This is a genomic window from Dehalobacter sp. TBBPA1 (genome assembly GCF_040931655.1).
Lineage (GTDB): Bacteria > Bacillota > Desulfitobacteriia > Desulfitobacteriales > Syntrophobotulaceae > Dehalobacter > Dehalobacter restrictus.
The window spans coordinates 1,636,296-1,653,301 of the sequence record NZ_CP162385.1 but is presented as its reverse complement, the minus strand read 5'-3'; the positions used below and the strand labels follow the sequence as shown (position 1 = coordinate 1,653,301).

Annotated in this window: 21 protein-coding genes, 3 tRNA genes and 1 riboswitch; of the genes, 16 read left to right on the top strand and 8 right to left on the bottom strand. The window is 39.9% G+C overall.

Translation table 11 applies throughout. The features are described 5' to 3' along the window. Positions 1-36: 36 nt before the first annotated feature. Positions 37-151: riboswitch (FMN riboswitch) on the bottom strand. A gap of 97 nt (positions 152-248) precedes the next feature. Next, on the bottom strand, positions 249-782 hold the full coding sequence (locus tag AB3489_RS08100) for a GNAT family N-acetyltransferase (protein WP_019226902.1): 534 nt from the start codon (positions 780-782) through the stop codon (positions 249-251). 196 nt (positions 783-978) lie between these two features. On the opposite strand from AB3489_RS08100, the gene AB3489_RS08095 reads away from it, so the two are divergent. Continuing rightward, positions 979-1,590 carry a DUF975 family protein gene (locus AB3489_RS08095; RefSeq protein WP_019226901.1) on the top strand — a complete coding sequence of 204 codons (612 nt, stop codon included), beginning with the start codon at positions 979-981 and terminating at the stop codon, positions 1,588-1,590. A 61-nt stretch (positions 1,591-1,651) separates the two neighbouring features. Here the strand turns inward: AB3489_RS08095 and AB3489_RS08090 are convergent, their stop codons facing one another. Both AB3489_RS08090 and AB3489_RS08085 read right to left on the bottom strand, forming a co-directional pair. Then, a complete protein-coding gene (locus tag AB3489_RS08090; RefSeq protein WP_019226900.1) occupies positions 1,652-1,801 on the bottom strand; it encodes a small, acid-soluble spore protein, alpha/beta type in 150 nt (49 codons plus the stop codon). 208 nt (positions 1,802-2,009) lie between these two features. Continuing rightward, positions 2,010-2,086: transfer RNA gene (locus tag AB3489_RS08085), tRNA-Pro, on the bottom strand. A 278-nt stretch (positions 2,087-2,364) separates the two neighbouring features. Between AB3489_RS08085 and AB3489_RS08080 the strand changes: the two genes are divergently transcribed. The 3 genes from AB3489_RS08080 to AB3489_RS08070 all read left to right on the top strand — a co-directional run bounded on the left by AB3489_RS08080 (position 2,365) and on the right by AB3489_RS08070 (position 4,371). Further along, on the top strand, positions 2,365-3,048 hold the full coding sequence (locus AB3489_RS08080) for a Crp/Fnr family transcriptional regulator (protein WP_019226899.1): 684 nt from the start codon (positions 2,365-2,367) through the stop codon (positions 3,046-3,048). A gap of 145 nt (positions 3,049-3,193) precedes the next feature. Then, positions 3,194-3,541, top strand: coding sequence for a hypothetical protein (locus tag AB3489_RS08075; protein ID WP_019226898.1), 348 nt, complete (start codon positions 3,194-3,196; stop codon positions 3,539-3,541). A gap of 218 nt (positions 3,542-3,759) precedes the next feature. Continuing rightward, a complete protein-coding gene (locus AB3489_RS08070; protein ID WP_019226901.1) occupies positions 3,760-4,371 on the top strand; it encodes a DUF975 family protein in 612 nt (203 codons plus the stop codon). A gap of 61 nt (positions 4,372-4,432) precedes the next feature. On the opposite strand, the gene AB3489_RS08065 is transcribed toward AB3489_RS08070, so the two are convergent. Then, positions 4,433-4,582 (bottom strand): small, acid-soluble spore protein, alpha/beta type, encoded by a 150-nt coding sequence (locus tag AB3489_RS08065; protein WP_019226900.1) that lies wholly within the window; start codon positions 4,580-4,582, stop codon positions 4,433-4,435. A gap of 208 nt (positions 4,583-4,790) precedes the next feature. Next, positions 4,791-4,867, bottom strand: a tRNA-Pro gene (locus AB3489_RS08060). A 278-nt stretch (positions 4,868-5,145) separates the two neighbouring features. On the opposite strand from AB3489_RS08060, the gene AB3489_RS08055 reads away from it, so the two are divergent. The 3 genes from AB3489_RS08055 (at position 5,146) to AB3489_RS08045 (ending at position 7,152) form a co-directional block, all read left to right on the top strand. Then, positions 5,146-5,829 carry a Crp/Fnr family transcriptional regulator gene (locus AB3489_RS08055; protein WP_019226899.1) on the top strand — a complete coding sequence of 228 codons (684 nt, stop codon included), beginning with the start codon at positions 5,146-5,148 and terminating at the stop codon, positions 5,827-5,829. Positions 5,830-5,974: 145 nt separating this feature from the next. Continuing rightward, positions 5,975-6,322: a hypothetical protein gene (locus AB3489_RS08050; protein ID WP_019226898.1), complete on the top strand. Its 348-nt coding sequence runs from the start codon at positions 5,975-5,977 to the stop codon at positions 6,320-6,322. A 218-nt stretch (positions 6,323-6,540) separates the two neighbouring features. Then, on the top strand, positions 6,541-7,152 hold the full coding sequence (locus AB3489_RS08045; RefSeq protein WP_019226901.1) for a DUF975 family protein: 612 nt from the start codon (positions 6,541-6,543) through the stop codon (positions 7,150-7,152). A gap of 61 nt (positions 7,153-7,213) precedes the next feature. On the opposite strand, the gene AB3489_RS08040 is transcribed toward AB3489_RS08045, so the two are convergent. Then, positions 7,214-7,363, bottom strand: coding sequence for a small, acid-soluble spore protein, alpha/beta type (locus AB3489_RS08040; protein WP_019226900.1), 150 nt, complete (start codon positions 7,361-7,363; stop codon positions 7,214-7,216). Between the two features lie 208 nt (positions 7,364-7,571). Next, a tRNA-Pro gene (locus AB3489_RS08035) sits at positions 7,572-7,648 on the bottom strand. 278 nt (positions 7,649-7,926) lie between these two features. Here AB3489_RS08035 and AB3489_RS08030 point away from each other — a divergent pair. The 9 genes from AB3489_RS08030 to AB3489_RS07990 all read left to right on the top strand — a co-directional run bounded on the left by AB3489_RS08030 (position 7,927) and on the right by AB3489_RS07990 (position 16,275). Next, positions 7,927-8,610, top strand: a complete 684-nt coding sequence (locus tag AB3489_RS08030; RefSeq protein ID WP_019226899.1) for a Crp/Fnr family transcriptional regulator — start codon at positions 7,927-7,929, stop codon at positions 8,608-8,610. 145 nt (positions 8,611-8,755) lie between these two features. Then, on the top strand, positions 8,756-9,103 hold the full coding sequence (locus tag AB3489_RS08025; protein WP_019226898.1) for a hypothetical protein: 348 nt from the start codon (positions 8,756-8,758) through the stop codon (positions 9,101-9,103). Between the two features lie 325 nt (positions 9,104-9,428). Further along, positions 9,429-10,525, top strand: a protein-coding gene (locus tag AB3489_RS08020; protein WP_141690638.1) for an IS3 family transposase whose coding sequence is annotated in 2 segments (ribosomal slippage) — positions 9,429-9,675 and positions 9,675-10,525 — 1,098 coding nt in all. Because the reading frame shifts where the segments join, the coding sequence is not laid out codon by codon here. Positions 10,526-10,921: 396 nt separating this feature from the next. Continuing rightward, entirely contained in the window at positions 10,922-11,197 is a 276-nt protein-coding gene (locus AB3489_RS08015; protein WP_141690642.1) for a helix-turn-helix transcriptional regulator, read from the top strand. 33 nt (positions 11,198-11,230) lie between these two features. Beyond that, positions 11,231-12,232, top strand: coding sequence for a permease (locus tag AB3489_RS08010; protein WP_019225334.1), 1,002 nt, complete (start codon positions 11,231-11,233; stop codon positions 12,230-12,232). A 44-nt stretch (positions 12,233-12,276) separates the two neighbouring features. Next, complete coding sequence (locus tag AB3489_RS08005; RefSeq protein ID WP_368292493.1) at positions 12,277-12,516, top strand: thioredoxin family protein; 240 nt, start codon at positions 12,277-12,279, stop codon at positions 12,514-12,516. A 192-nt stretch (positions 12,517-12,708) separates the two neighbouring features. Further along, on the top strand, positions 12,709-13,830 hold the full coding sequence (locus AB3489_RS08000; protein ID WP_368292491.1) for a sensor histidine kinase: 1,122 nt from the start codon (positions 12,709-12,711) through the stop codon (positions 13,828-13,830). A gap of 17 nt (positions 13,831-13,847) precedes the next feature. Then, a complete protein-coding gene (locus tag AB3489_RS07995; protein ID WP_015042641.1) occupies positions 13,848-14,486 on the top strand; it encodes a response regulator transcription factor in 639 nt (212 codons plus the stop codon). 40 nt (positions 14,487-14,526) lie between these two features. Beyond that, on the top strand, positions 14,527-16,275 hold the full coding sequence (locus AB3489_RS07990) for an MBL fold metallo-hydrolase RNA specificity domain-containing protein (RefSeq protein ID WP_368292488.1): 1,749 nt from the start codon (positions 14,527-14,529) through the stop codon (positions 16,273-16,275). A gap of 6 nt (positions 16,276-16,281) precedes the next feature. Here the strand turns inward: AB3489_RS07990 and AB3489_RS07985 are convergent, their stop codons facing one another. Beyond that, positions 16,282-16,872 (bottom strand): HD domain-containing protein, encoded by a 591-nt coding sequence (locus tag AB3489_RS07985; protein WP_368292487.1) that lies wholly within the window; start codon positions 16,870-16,872, stop codon positions 16,282-16,284. Between the last annotated feature and the right edge of the window lie 134 nt (positions 16,873-17,006).

Here is a 17,006-nt window from a genome sequence, read left to right as displayed (position 1 = left end):
CGACATATACGATAAGCACGTGCACGATCACACCATGTTTTGCTCTTTCCATCCAGACTTTAACTGTCGGCTTCGTAATTTCAACGAATCTGCCATAAGGCTCGCGGGCTGTACCGCCGGTAAGGAATTACACCTATCCCCAGAGTAAAGAACGTATTCAGTTTTGCTGTATAGATCAGTCAAACTTGCAATCATCATACTGCAATCCTGTCAAGAATGCAACTATTTTACACAGAGATCAAGAGAGTCTAAAGGCGGACGACCTCGGCATAATCTTTTTTTAATAAACCTAAGATGATTGCGTCAAAATATTGCCCTTCCACATAATAGGCTTCACGCAGCCTGCCTTCGGCAATGAAGCCCAGCTTTTCATAGCAGGAGAGCGCCCGGGTGTTATTGACCCAGGTTTCGGCGGTCAGTCTTCGGAAATTCCACTGGCCAAACAGGTAGCGGATAAAAGCAGTCAGCGCATCGGTCCCATAACCCTTTCCCCAGTAATCTTGGAGACCAATTCCGATATAGATGCGGGCCGATCTGGCCGGAATATTGACCTGATCGAAACCAATTGTACCGATAAGGCTGCCTTGTAAATCCGTAATCGCATAGCGGTTGGCATCCTCTTCAAAAAGTTTGCTCTCCAGATCTTCCCGGCGCAGCAGGGTTGCAAGCGGCCAATTGCCGCTGATCCAGTAAGAGAAGTCGTGATCATTATACCATTCATACAAGGTGTCCAGATCATCAATCTCGAGCGGACGTATTCGGGTTAATTTGCCGTTTAACATGGCAGTCACCTTCCAAACAAAAATGCGTTTAAGTAATCATAGTTTAGCATGTAGAGAAATAAGATCAAGTAGAAGGAGAAGCAAATGCAAAATAAGGTAAAATATAGCAAAAATGCTTGAATTTTGTTGCTTCTTTCGTTAAGATGAAATTATTCATCTGGAGTCATCATTAATAATTTTGAAAGGGGACTAGAAAATGCTTGAAAACAAAGAATTAAGGGCCATGGCCCGCACCCAGTTAAAAGGGCAATGGCTGAGACCAATCCTGGCCTGTCTGATTTATGCTGTAATCGTGTTCATCCTGTCTTGGATCCCGTGTGTTGGTCCGATTATTACGATTTTAATTGCGGGGCCGCTCATGATTGGCCTGGTGACCTTTGCCTTAAAGTTCTGTCGTGCGGAAGACCCGAATGTTGAAGTGGTCCTTTCTGGATTTAAAAATGCCATTAATTGCGCCGGGCTGTATCTCTGGTATGTGCTGTGGACACTTTTATGGTCACTGCTTCTGATTATTCCGGGGATCGTTAAAGCGTACGGCTATATGATGAGCTTTTATATTTATGCTGATAATCCTGATATGGGTATCAAAAAGGCCTTTGATCTCAGCAAAAAAATCAGCTATGGCTATCGCGGCAAGCTATTCCTGCTTACCCTCAGCTTCATTGGCTGGGCGATCCTGGCCACGATCCCGTTCTGTCTTGGCTATATCTGGCTGATGCCTTACATGCAAATTACGTTTACAAATTTCTATCAGGAACTGAAAAAAGAAAGCATCAAAAATGGTGTCTGTACTGCGGAAGAGTTTTAAGTCATAGATAAATTTACTCCGGGTAAAAGCCCGGAGTAAATTATTTTTATTGGCTTGATGACTAGATTCTACTGTTAATATATTCAAAAGTTTTCTTAACCATACTACCCCCAACAGAGCCATTCTGTCTTGCGGAGGTGTCTGGGCCTAGGTTAACATTAAGCTCGCTGGCAACACTTTGTTTGTTAACCGGCAGTTTATACTTAGCCATTCAATATCCCTCCTTTTTATTTATTATTTATTTATCTATCTATCTGTAGTATCTGCATATAGGAATTAAATACACAGGTAGTTTATTTTAGTTCAGTAAGTTTTTAACATTTAGCTTAAATATGACAACTAATAAACAGGTTCAAAAGTGGATCAAATATAAAAAATAAGCTCCGGGTAAAAACCCGGAGTTTCTTTTTGATTTTCAATGGTCGGGGCGACAGGATTCGAACCTGCGGCCTCTTGGTCCCGAACCAAGCACGCTACCAAACTGCGCCACGCCCCGATGTCTCTTTTGAAGAACAAATAAAATCATAACAAAAGGCTGAATTCATGTCAAGGATAAAATGCTTTGAATATTTGTTATTGAGCGATAGCTAACCTTTGTTTGACAATAACTTTTCTTAAAAGAGGGGACACTTTCGAGGACAATAAAAGATTGATCAGGTTTTGTGTATGATAATTCCAAATAATAATCTGGCTAGTAAAGCGGGATTATTTTTACTTTGTTGAAAAGTTGAATCTATTTTGATATATTTTCTTTATAAACATAGGGGGAATATCATGAAACGTTGCCTCATTTGCCTAGAAGAATTGGATATGTTTCGGGGTCTGGAAAAAGAACAGTTTACAAACTTGTGTCAATGTACAAATAAAAAACGGCTGTCCAAAGGACACTATCTTTTTTATCAAGGGGATATTACAGGTACTATATTTCTTGTAAAATCAGGAAAACTTAAACTTGTTCAAAGTGCTGAAGATGGACATGAAACAATTCTGGATATCTGTGGTCCCGGTGAGGTACTAGGTGAGTTGTCGTTATATCAAGAACAAAAGGAATGTTCTAGTGCGTTAGCCATGGAAGAGGCTTGCATCTGCTGCTTTAGTAAAATGCAATTTGTAATGTTAATTAAGAAAGATCCTTCTTTTGCCTTAAGGATAATTAATTACCTTGGGCAAAAGCGTTATGCCATTATGAATTCAGATAAGGAAACTAGACGAACTGTAAAAGAAAGATTATTACGTCTATTTTATAACCTTGCCAACCAATATGGGAAAAAGCTGCCAGACGCGACAATGATTGATTTAATAATTACTCAACAGGAATTAGCTGATATGATTGGTTCTTCACGGGTAATGGTCATTCAGGCTCTTAATGAGTTAAAAGAAGCCAAAATAGTCGATCATACTAACAGATATTACATTTTAAAAGATGACCCTTGTCTTAGTACGCACATATTTAAATAATAGGGTCAAGCAGCTACTTCTCTGATTTTTAGGTATGGAAATTCAACTTTCCAAATTTTTTTTATTAATTGTTAAATACTTAACAGTTTCAGAAACATTAATCACCTTATAATAAATCATAATTATATTCTAGGAGGGATTTTTTTTGATAGCTTTAGGTCCTATAGAAATAATGAATCATACTCCCTGGCATTTTCTGGCTGCATCTGTGCTCCTGGTCTTATTTTTTATCGCTACTTTTAGTGATGACCAAAACCTAAAAACAAAACTCCGTAAAATCATGTATGTTGTCTTTGGCTTCGCAGTATTAACAGGATGCTATGTTTGGACACTTGTTGATTTTAGCCTTCCATTGTTAATCAAGAGCATTGGAGGTTTCGCACTCTTTTGGGTGATGATCCAACTCACAAAGAACCGATTCAATAAACTTTATTGGGGGTTATTTATTTTAATTGCCGCTGTAGGTTTAACATTGGCTTTCGTCTACATTTAATTGAATTAATTAACCTTGTTATAAGACTAATTATCCGAAACAATATCAGGCCGCTTCTAACGGAGTAAAAGGGTTGAACAAAGGGAAATACACACGCTGTCAAAGTAGTAAAAAATACTATAGAAATTGATTAAAATGGAACTCTAGAAATATTCTAGAGTTTTTTATTTATAAAGTATGTGAAGGATGAAAGGTAAGCGCTTTTTTAAGCGCTTACAATGCTTGAAAACAAAGAATTAAGGGCCATGGCCCGCACCCAGTTAAAAGGGCAATGGCTGAGACCAATCCTGGCCTGTCTGATTTATGCTGTAATCGTGTTCATCCTGTCTTGGATCCCGTGTGTTGGTCCGATTATTACGATTTTAATTGCGGGCCCGCTCATGATTGGTCTGGTGACCTTTGCCTTAAAGTTCTGTCGTGCGGAAGACCCGAATGTTGAAGTGGTCCTTTCTGGATTTAAAAATGCCATTAATTGCGCCGGGCTGTATCTCTGGTATGTGCTGTGGACACTTTTATGGTCACTGCTTCTGATTATTCCGGGGATCGTTAAAGCGTACGGCTATATGATGAGCTTTTATATTTATGCTGATAATCCTGATATGGGTATCAAAAAGGCCTTTGATCTCAGCAAAAAAATCAGCTATGGCTATCGCGGCAAGCTATTCCTGCTTACCCTCAGCTTCATTGGCTGGGCGATCCTGGCCACGATCCCGTTCTGTCTTGGCTATATCTGGCTGATGCCTTACATGCAAATTACGTTTACAAATTTCTATCAGGAACTGAAAAAAGAAAGCATCAAAAATGGTGTCTGTACTGCGGAAGAGTTTTAAGTCATAGATAAATTTACTCCGGGTAAAAGCCCGGAGTAAATTATTTTTATTGGCTTGATGACTAGATTCTACTGTTAATATATTCAAAAGTTTTCTTAACCATACTACCCCCAACAGAGCCATTCTGTCTTGCGGAGGTGTCTGGGCCTAGGTTAACATTAAGCTCGCTGGCAACACTTTGTTTGTTAACCGGCAGTTTATACTTAGCCATTCAATATCCCTCCTTTTTATTTATTATTTATTTATCTATCTATCTGTAGTATCTGCATATAGGAATTAAATACACAGGTAGTTTATTTTAGTTCAGTAAGTTTTTAACATTTAGCTTAAATATGACAACTAATAAACAGGTTCAAAAGTGGATCAAATATAAAAAATAAGCTCCGGGTAAAAACCCGGAGTTTCTTTTTGATTTTCAATGGTCGGGGCGACAGGATTCGAACCTGCGGCCTCTTGGTCCCGAACCAAGCACGCTACCAAACTGCGCCACGCCCCGATGTCTCTTTTGAAGAACAAATAAAATCATAACAAAAGGCTGAATTCATGTCAAGGATAAAATGCTTTGAATATTTGTTATTGAGCGATAGCTAACCTTTGTTTGACAATAACTTTTCTTAAAAGAGGGGACACTTTCGAGGACAATAAAAGATTGATCAGGTTTTGTGTATGATAATTCCAAATAATAATCTGGCTAGTAAAGCGGGATTATTTTTACTTTGTTGAAAAGTTGAATCTATTTTGATATATTTTCTTTATAAACATAGGGGGAATATCATGAAACGTTGCCTCATTTGCCTAGAAGAATTGGATATGTTTCGGGGTCTGGAAAAAGAACAGTTTACAAACTTGTGTCAATGTACAAATAAAAAACGGCTGTCCAAAGGACACTATCTTTTTTATCAAGGGGATATTACAGGTACTATATTTCTTGTAAAATCAGGAAAACTTAAACTTGTTCAAAGTGCTGAAGATGGACATGAAACAATTCTGGATATCTGTGGTCCCGGTGAGGTACTAGGTGAGTTGTCGTTATATCAAGAACAAAAGGAATGTTCTAGTGCGTTAGCCATGGAAGAGGCTTGCATCTGCTGCTTTAGTAAAATGCAATTTGTAATGTTAATTAAGAAAGATCCTTCTTTTGCCTTAAGGATAATTAATTACCTTGGGCAAAAGCGTTATGCCATTATGAATTCAGATAAGGAAACTAGACGAACTGTAAAAGAAAGATTATTACGTCTATTTTATAACCTTGCCAACCAATATGGGAAAAAGCTGCCAGACGCGACAATGATTGATTTAATAATTACTCAACAGGAATTAGCTGATATGATTGGTTCTTCACGGGTAATGGTCATTCAGGCTCTTAATGAGTTAAAAGAAGCCAAAATAGTCGATCATACTAACAGATATTACATTTTAAAAGATGACCCTTGTCTTAGTACGCACATATTTAAATAATAGGGTCAAGCAGCTACTTCTCTGATTTTTAGGTATGGAAATTCAACTTTCCAAATTTTTTTTATTAATTGTTAAATACTTAACAGTTTCAGAAACATTAATCACCTTATAATAAATCATAATTATATTCTAGGAGGGATTTTTTTTGATAGCTTTAGGTCCTATAGAAATAATGAATCATACTCCCTGGCATTTTCTGGCTGCATCTGTGCTCCTGGTCTTATTTTTTATCGCTACTTTTAGTGATGACCAAAACCTAAAAACAAAACTCCGTAAAATCATGTATGTTGTCTTTGGCTTCGCAGTATTAACAGGATGCTATGTTTGGACACTTGTTGATTTTAGCCTTCCATTGTTAATCAAGAGCATTGGAGGTTTCGCACTCTTTTGGGTGATGATCCAACTCACAAAGAACCGATTCAATAAACTTTATTGGGGGTTATTTATTTTAATTGCCGCTGTAGGTTTAACATTGGCTTTCGTCTACATTTAATTGAATTAATTAACCTTGTTATAAGACTAATTATCCGAAACAATATCAGGCCGCTTCTAACGGAGTAAAAGGGTTGAACAAAGGGAAATACACACGCTGTCAAAGTAGTAAAAAATACTATAGAAATTGATTAAAATGGAACTCTAGAAATATTCTAGAGTTTTTTATTTATAAAGTATGTGAAGGATGAAAGGTAAGCGCTTTTTTAAGCGCTTACAATGCTTGAAAACAAAGAATTAAGGGCCATGGCCCGCACCCAGTTAAAAGGGCAATGGCTGAGACCAATCCTGGCCTGTCTGATTTATGCTGTAATCGTGTTCATCCTGTCTTGGATCCCGTGTGTTGGTCCGATTATTACGATTTTAATTGCGGGCCCGCTCATGATTGGTCTGGTGACCTTTGCCTTAAAGTTCTGTCGTGCGGAAGACCCGAATGTTGAAGTGGTCCTTTCTGGATTTAAAAATGCCATTAATTGCGCCGGGCTGTATCTCTGGTATGTGCTGTGGACACTTTTATGGTCACTGCTTCTGATTATTCCGGGGATCGTTAAAGCGTACGGCTATATGATGAGCTTTTATATTTATGCTGATAATCCTGATATGGGTATCAAAAAGGCCTTTGATCTCAGCAAAAAAATCAGCTATGGCTATCGCGGCAAGCTATTCCTGCTTACCCTCAGCTTCATTGGCTGGGCGATCCTGGCCACGATCCCGTTCTGTCTTGGCTATATCTGGCTGATGCCTTACATGCAAATTACGTTTACAAATTTCTATCAGGAACTGAAAAAAGAAAGCATCAAAAATGGTGTCTGTACTGCGGAAGAGTTTTAAGTCATAGATAAATTTACTCCGGGTAAAAGCCCGGAGTAAATTATTTTTATTGGCTTGATGACTAGATTCTACTGTTAATATATTCAAAAGTTTTCTTAACCATACTACCCCCAACAGAGCCATTCTGTCTTGCGGAGGTGTCTGGGCCTAGGTTAACATTAAGCTCGCTGGCAACACTTTGTTTGTTAACCGGCAGTTTATACTTAGCCATTCAATATCCCTCCTTTTTATTTATTATTTATTTATCTATCTATCTGTAGTATCTGCATATAGGAATTAAATACACAGGTAGTTTATTTTAGTTCAGTAAGTTTTTAACATTTAGCTTAAATATGACAACTAATAAACAGGTTCAAAAGTGGATCAAATATAAAAAATAAGCTCCGGGTAAAAACCCGGAGTTTCTTTTTGATTTTCAATGGTCGGGGCGACAGGATTCGAACCTGCGGCCTCTTGGTCCCGAACCAAGCACGCTACCAAACTGCGCCACGCCCCGATGTCTCTTTTGAAGAACAAATAAAATCATAACAAAAGGCTGAATTCATGTCAAGGATAAAATGCTTTGAATATTTGTTATTGAGCGATAGCTAACCTTTGTTTGACAATAACTTTTCTTAAAAGAGGGGACACTTTCGAGGACAATAAAAGATTGATCAGGTTTTGTGTATGATAATTCCAAATAATAATCTGGCTAGTAAAGCGGGATTATTTTTACTTTGTTGAAAAGTTGAATCTATTTTGATATATTTTCTTTATAAACATAGGGGGAATATCATGAAACGTTGCCTCATTTGCCTAGAAGAATTGGATATGTTTCGGGGTCTGGAAAAAGAACAGTTTACAAACTTGTGTCAATGTACAAATAAAAAACGGCTGTCCAAAGGACACTATCTTTTTTATCAAGGGGATATTACAGGTACTATATTTCTTGTAAAATCAGGAAAACTTAAACTTGTTCAAAGTGCTGAAGATGGACATGAAACAATTCTGGATATCTGTGGTCCCGGTGAGGTACTAGGTGAGTTGTCGTTATATCAAGAACAAAAGGAATGTTCTAGTGCGTTAGCCATGGAAGAGGCTTGCATCTGCTGCTTTAGTAAAATGCAATTTGTAATGTTAATTAAGAAAGATCCTTCTTTTGCCTTAAGGATAATTAATTACCTTGGGCAAAAGCGTTATGCCATTATGAATTCAGATAAGGAAACTAGACGAACTGTAAAAGAAAGATTATTACGTCTATTTTATAACCTTGCCAACCAATATGGGAAAAAGCTGCCAGACGCGACAATGATTGATTTAATAATTACTCAACAGGAATTAGCTGATATGATTGGTTCTTCACGGGTAATGGTCATTCAGGCTCTTAATGAGTTAAAAGAAGCCAAAATAGTCGATCATACTAACAGATATTACATTTTAAAAGATGACCCTTGTCTTAGTACGCACATATTTAAATAATAGGGTCAAGCAGCTACTTCTCTGATTTTTAGGTATGGAAATTCAACTTTCCAAATTTTTTTTATTAATTGTTAAATACTTAACAGTTTCAGAAACATTAATCACCTTATAATAAATCATAATTATATTCTAGGAGGGATTTTTTTTGATAGCTTTAGGTCCTATAGAAATAATGAATCATACTCCCTGGCATTTTCTGGCTGCATCTGTGCTCCTGGTCTTATTTTTTATCGCTACTTTTAGTGATGACCAAAACCTAAAAACAAAACTCCGTAAAATCATGTATGTTGTCTTTGGCTTCGCAGTATTAACAGGATGCTATGTTTGGACACTTGTTGATTTTAGCCTTCCATTGTTAATCAAGAGCATTGGAGGTTTCGCACTCTTTTGGGTGATGATCCAACTCACAAAGAACCGATTCAATAAACTTTATTGGGGGTTATTTATTTTAATTGCCGCTGTAGGTTTAACATTGGCTTTCGTCTACATTTAATTGAATTAATTAACCTTGTTATAAGACTAATTATCCGAAACAATATCAGGCCGCTTCTAACGGAGTAAAAGGGTTGAACAAAGGGAAATACACACGCTGTCAAAGTAGTAAAAAATACTATAGAAATTGATTAAAATGGAACTCTAGAAATATTCTAGAGTTTTTTATTTATAAAGTATGTGAAGGATGAAAGGTAAGCGCTTTTTTAAGCGCTTACGATGAAAGTACAATGTGACGCTTGCTGACACCTTTGACCTGTCCCCCAAAAAATGTGCAAGCTTTATTTAGAGAAATCGAATAAAATAAGCACATGGGGGATGAGAAAATGAAAAAATATCCGGAAGAAAAAATCATAGCCATTCTGAAAGAAGTAGAAGCCGGAGCCAAGGTCGCTGAAACCTGTCGTAAATATGGGATCAGCGATGCCACCTATTACAACTGGAAAACGAAGTATGCTGATCTTGAATTATCTGAACTCAAACGCTTACGGGCTCTGGAAGAGGAGAACAACAAACTGAAAAGGATTGTTGCTGACCAGGCATTGGATATTCAAGCATTAAAATATGTGATTGAAAAAAAGTATTAAAGCCCGAGGTCAAGAGAAGAATCGTGAATGACATGCGGAAAAGCTTTGGGCTTTCCATAAATCGCTCATGCAAGCTCTGCAGAATAAGCCGGACAAGCTATAGGTATATAAGCAGACGTACAGATGATGGTCCCATAATAGAAAAGCTTACTGAACTTGCACAGAAAAAACGTCGATATGGCTGCCGAAGACTTCATGAGATTTTACGCCGGGAAGGATTAGTCGTCAATCATAAGAAGACGGAACGGTTATATCGAAAAGCCGGTTTATCCTTAAGGATAAAGAAAAGGAAAAAACTATCCGGTGCACTAAGATTGTCTCTTCCTACGCCCAGCAGAAGCAATCAAATCTGGGCCATGGACTTTGTCTCAGAATCCCTTGCCAGCGGCAGGAGATTCCGCTGTTTAAACATTATTGATCTGTACACCCGGGAATGCATAAGGATAGTCGTTGATTCATCCATAAATGGAGCTAGAGTTGCTAAAACCCTGGATATGTTAAAAGAGCTGCGTGGATTACCGGAGACGATCATTACCGACAATGGAAGTGAATTTACCAGCAAGGCCATGAGCATCTGGACTGGGGCCAATAACGTCAACATAGCCTTTATCCGACCAGGTAAACCAATGGAAAATGGATTTATTGAAAGCTTTAACGGAAAGTTCCGGGACGAGTGTCTCAATGAACAATGGTTCACCAGTCTCAATGACGCTCGGGTAAAGATTGAAGCCTGGCGTGAAGAATATAACGAGCGCCGTCCTCATTCCTCCCTCGGAATGAGGAGTCCTAGAGAATTTGCTCAAGCAACTGAAAACCAACGAGATTCCGTCGCATAAAGTGGATTAACCTCTAAATAGAATTTGCACTGAGTTTGGGGTAAGGTCACCTTCTTCAAATTGACGACAGTGCTCACCAATCTGGCACATATCCATCCGAAGCTGAAAGAAGAAAAAAACTAATCAGCTAAAAGCCTAAGACTAATTTGTTTTTATCTGGTTATTGATCATCGCTTAATCGACCTTTTCATCTACTCGCTACAAGTTTCCAGTTCACCAGTGCTTTAGGTTTACTTAGGTTTTCTGCGATTTGCCGGATATTTATATGCCATAGACATTGACAAGTATCAATGTCTTGACTAATATATAAACATATTGATGTTTATCAATATATAAACCTACAACAGGGGCGGTTGAATTGAATTGGAACAAGATTATCAAGCTTATGCCTTAGCGATGAGAGCATTATCTGATGAAACAAGATTGAAAATATTTGACATGTTGGGCAATGGGGAACTATGTGCTTGTAAGATACTCGAAGCGTTCAACATAACCCAATCCACGCTTTCTTATCACATGAAGATCTTATGTGAAAGCGGTCTGGTGAATGGCAGGCGGGATGGCATCTGGATGCGGTATTCTATCAATGAAAGTAAACTTGAAGTCATTGCCGGCTTTTTAATAAGGTTACAAAAATCATATGTAACAAAAAGTAAAAAAAATAACTATTGAATTAAACAAATAAACAGCAAGAAGGTGACTTAGATGGTATTTGAATGGCTAAACAACCAATTGCTCAGGATGGAATGGCTTTCAAATTTGGTAAAGCGCTTGGTTGAGAATGTATTAGGGCTTAGTATCCAGGATCGCTGGGGAGGCGGTCTCCATTTTTTTATCTATGACGTTCTTAAAATATTTATTTTGCTAGCCGCCCTGATTTTTGTCATTTCTTATGTCCAAAGCTTTTTCCCGCCGGAAAGAACCAAAAAAATACTCGGCAAGTTTAACGGTATTTCAGGAAATATTTTAGGCGCTTTACTCGGTACGGTGACGCCTTTTTGCTCCTGTTCTTCCATTCCGCTTTTTATTGGCTTTACCAGCGCAGGGCTTCCCATTGGTGTTACTTTCTCCTTCTTAATATCATCCCCCCTTGTGGATTTGGCTTCGGTGCTTTTGCTGGCAAGTATCTTTAATTGGACCATTGCCATTGCCTACGTTGTCGTTGGTTTGATTCTGGCAGTGATCGGCGGAACCGTGATTAGCAAAGCAAAGCTGGAAAAGTATGTAGAACCGTTTGTATTCAGCAATAAAATGCCGAAAATAGAACCGGAGCGGTTAACAACTCGGGAAAGACTGGATTTGGCTAAAGATCAGGTTCGTGATATTGTGAGAAGAGTGTGGGTCTATATTCTAATAGGTGTCGGTATAGGCGCTGCGATTCACAACTTCATTCCTGAAAATATCATTGCCTTACTTCTGGGTCAGGACAAATGGTATTCGGTATTGCTGGCTACTTTGGTAGGGGTCCCGATGTATGCAGATATTTTTGGGACACTGCCGATTGCGGAAGCGTTGGTGGCCAAGGGCGTTGGTCTGGGAACTGCTTTATCCTTCATGATGGCTGTAACTGCACTTTCTCTGCCGTCTTTGATCATGCTCAAGAAAGTCGTAAAAATGAAACTACTCGTCATATTTGCAGGGATTGTAACCATTGGTATTCTTATCATCGGCTATACATTTAATGCCTTGGGATATTTACTCATGTAAGGGGTTATAATCTTTAAATTTTCAAGTAAAAGGAGACATTGAATATGATTATCAAAATTTTAGGATCTGGCTGCAAAAATTGCGTTACCCTTGCTGAAAATACCAAAGTTGCTTTGGAAGAGACGGGCGTTGCTGCCGAAGTAATCAAAGTTACCAATATTCAAGACATCATAGCCTATGGTGTGATGTCCACGCCAGCCTTGGTTATTGACGAAAAGGTGGTATCCTTTGGAAAAGTTCTAAAACCTAAGGAAATTGTAAAGCTTTTAGAAACTGCGAGGTAGAAAAAATGATGCTGTTGATTTCAATATAATAGTTTCTGTGATTGAAAGCGAGTACGATTCAAGAGGTACTCGCTTGTTATTAGCGGAATACCGTGGATAGTTTTATTTTTGTCCGCCTTAAGTAGGAAATATTAAGAAAATGTCGAATGAGATATTAATTGACTCATTAAATGATTATTGAGGAGTCACGCTATGGATAAATTAACTGTTGTCTTTGAATCAACGCTCAACGCAATCGAGAACGGTAAAGAAGAAATATTTAACATCTATGAGATGACCCGCAACGAAATACAGCGGTTAAAAAAAGAACTGGAATTTATGCGCAGGGAAATCGAAGACACCATCAAAATGGTGGATACCCAGTTTATGAAAGAAAAACGCTTCCGTCGGAAGCTGATGGAAGTCAACAAGAACTTCGATAAGTTCAATGAGAAGCAGATGCTCGAAGCGTATTCAGAAACAAAGGATGCACAGGTAGAACTGCAACTGCTCCAGGCGAAAGAGCTTCAGCTGCGTTCCCGCAGGGATGAAATCGAAAGAACGTTAAAAAATTTGGATATCACAGTGATTAAGGCTGAGGACCTGATGAGCCAGGTCAGTCTTGCCCTGCGGCTTTTAAAAGAAGGAATCAGTGAGATCAGTCAGTTCTATAGCAGTGACCAGAGAAAAGAAACCGCTTTTCAGATCATCAAGGCCCAGGAAGAAGAACGCCTGAGGGTCGCCCGTGAAGTCCACGACGGTCCCGCCCAGAGTCTGGCCAACATTGTTCTGCGTCTGGAAATAGCCGAGAAGCTTCTGGAACTTGATCACCGCCAGGTGAAAAAAGAATTGAAAGAACTGAATATGCTGGTCAGGGATAATCTGAAGGATATCCGCAGAATCATTTTCGGACTCAGGCCAATTCCTTTAAATGGAGCGGGAATTGTTGATACCATCAATCATTATATGAAAAATTTTGAAAAAACGTATGGGCTGACCTGTGAACTTATCGTGGAAGGACAAGAAAGGGAGCTTGATTCTTCCGTAGAAGTGGCCCTTTTCCGACTGGTTCAAGAAGGGATGACCAATGTGGCCAAACATGCGGAATCCCCGAAGTGCAGGGTTCATTTGAATTTTCAGGATGACAGAATTGTCGGTCAGATTATTGATGATGGTAAAGGATTTGATATAAGCAATGGCTTGGATAATTCCGGTTCCCATTTCGGCTTGATTGGAATTAATGAGCGAATTCAGGCTTACTCCGGACAATTATCGATTCAATCAGAACTGGGCAAAGGCACTGTTGTTACGTTTAACATTCCATATTCTGAATAAAGGAGGAAAGGATCAAGATGATAAGGGTTGTAATTGCCGATGATCACCCGCTTCTCAGGGAAGGATTACGAAGAATTCTGGAATTTGAAGAAGGCATTCAGGTTGTATCCGAAGTTGGAGATGGTCAAGGGGCAATTAATATGGCGAGGAAGACGCCGTTTGATGTTCTGCTGATGGATTTGAATATGCCTGGGGTAAATGGTCTTGAAGCCTGTAAAGTCATCAGAAGGGAATTCCCGAACATTGGGATTTTAATTCTCACCGTTGATGACTCGGATGAAAAGGTGTTCCAGGTATTACAGCTCGGGGTGGCTGGATACCTGCTGAAAGACGTTATTCCGAAAGCCCTGGTTGATTCCATCCGCAAAGTATATGCTGGAGAACCCATTCTGTCCCCGTCGGTAACCGGCAAACTACTTGGCCAGCTTTCCAACCCGAACAGTCCAAAAGATCATTTCGGATTAAGCAACAGGGAAATGGAGATACTTACCTATGTGGTCAAAGGCTCGTCAAACAAAGATATTGGCTTAACTCTGTTTATAAGTGAAAAAACAGTCAAAAATCATCTTTCCAGTATTTTTAGAAAACTAGAGGTTGAAGACCGCACCCAGGCTGCTTTGAAAGCAGTGAAGACGAAACTTATTACTCTGGAATAAATTTTTTTGTGGCTTCACAAGGCTGCAGAAGGGAATACGAATGAAGCTTTGTTTTTATGGTGCCAGTCAGACTGTGACGGGGTCCTGTTATTTGCTGGAATCAGCAGATACCAGAATCCTGATTGACTGTGGAATGTTTCAGGGTTCTAAGATCATGAAAGAACTGAATTATGGCGTGTTTCCGTTTGATCCAAACCTTCTTGACGCTGTGATTTTAACGCACGCCCATATTGACCATTCCGGGCTTATTCCGAAGCTCATCAAAAAAGGTTTCAGCGGGCCGATCTATGCGACGACGGAAACCATAGAACTATGTTCTGTGATGCTGCCGGACAGCGGGCACATCCAGGAAATGGAGGTCACCAGAAAAAACCGCAAGCACAGCAGGACGGATGTTCCATTAATCGAACCGATTTATACGGTTGAAGATGCGGTGAATGCTCAAAAGCACTTTGTCGAGGTAGCCTATAATCAAAAGACCGCGATCTCGCAATCGCTGTCCTTTCAGTTTGCCGATGCCGGGCATATCTTGGGCTCGGCCCATGTCATTGTCAGCGTCAAAGAAAACAACACGATGAAAACCATTGCATTTTCCGGGGATATCGGGACTTCCGGTCAGCCTTATGTCGAAGATCCTGAAGGGATTAAAGAAGCGTGTATGCTTAAGGATCCTGATGGTATACGAGATGCCTGTATGATTGTGATGGAAACAACCTACGGCAACCGGATTCATCCGGATAAAACCAATCGAATGGAAAACCTGGCCAGGGTCATTAATAATGCCCACCAAAAAGGCGGCAATATTATCATTCCGGCTTTTGCCATAAATCGGACACAGGACCTTTTGTACTACCTGCGCAAACTTCAAGATGACAAAAAAATTCCGGTAATGCCGATTTACATCGATAGTCCGCTGGCTGTTGCAGCGACGAGAATATTTGGGCGGAATCCCCGGAATTTTGATCAGGAAACAAAGCAGCTGCTGGAGGCAGGACAAAGCCCGTTTGCCATGAAGAATCTTCATTTGAGTGAAACCGCGGAGGATTCGATCCGGCTGAATGCGATACAGGGCGGCGCGATTATTATTTCGGCTAGCGGGATGGCTGATGCCGGAAGAATCAAACATCATTTGAAACATAATCTGTGGCGGTACGATGCCACGGTCATCTTTGTCGGTTATCAGGCTCAAGGGACACTTGGCCGCTTTTTAACTGACGGTGCCAAAGAAGTGACCATCCATGGGGAGAAAGTGGCGGTCAACGCCGAAATCGTTGCGTTCCAAGGTTTTTCAGCGCATGCGGACCAGAATGAATTGCTGGCCTGGCTTAAAGCCGCCGGCGGCAACGCAGAGCATCTCATCCTGGTCCATGGCGAAGATGATGCGATTCAGGCGTTTTCATCTCTGGTCCAGCAAAAATTCGGGATTGCATCAATCATTCCGGAACTGGGTGAATGCCTGGAGATAGCGGACGGTGAAATCAAGCGTCTGAAGCCTTCCAAGCCCTGGCTAAAGGAAATTGAAGATAGGATGGGTTATCCTGCGCCTCAGGAATGGCAGTCACACCCGTCCAAATCTGTTAAGCAAAGATCTTCAGAAGAAGGACCAGGGGGAAGAACCTTCAAACGCCGGAGAAAAGTTCTGCTTTCCGAAGCAAACAGAGCCTATACAAAACTACGCAAAGACCTGAAACTATTCATTGATAGGAGCAATGAGCGCAAAGACTATGAAAACCTGATTGATACCTTTGAGAGCATTTCTGATCTATTAAAAACAAGAATGAAACGGTAAAACGAATCAGATCCAGGCATACTCCGAGGTCTGACGCTTAATCCCTGACAGAAAACGCATGATCTCTTCGCGCCGTTTGACAGCGATTCTCCTGCCGGTCTTGGAGTACACTTTTTTGGGCAGTGCTTCAGCAAAGGTCTGCGCCCGCATTAAAGCCTCATCGGGACTCGGGATCAGCTCGTCCTGTCCGACAAGGCTCAGTAGTTTCATTAATCCGATGTTTCCGAGATTATCAAGGATATTGGCGTCCCTTAAATAAATAGCCTCGTCACTGTTGCCCGGCTCGGAATAATACATGTGGCATTCAATGGCGTCCAGAATTTTTGCCAGTTTTTCCTGCTCAAAGTGATAGCTCTTCAACAGGTTCATCGCGACGCCTTTTGATCTGAGGGTATGATCGACGTTGGAAAGCGCGTACATCGGGTACTTTCCCGTATCGTGAAGCATTGCAGAAATATAAAGTACTTCATCATTCAGGTTGAGATGCTGAGATAATTCTTTGGATAAATGATAGACCCGCTGACAGTGTTTCCAGCCAAGAGCCGGATGAGCACCGGATTGGTTGATAATTTGAAATAGTTCTTTGGAGATATCCATATCCTGCACCACCTTTCTGTTAAGTATTACGGCAAAAAAACGCAAAAGTCCTTCCAATACATGGAAAAGATGTCGTCAAAAAAATTGTTTTTCCTCCTAAAATCTTTAGGATTTTAGGACAGTAATAGTGTAAT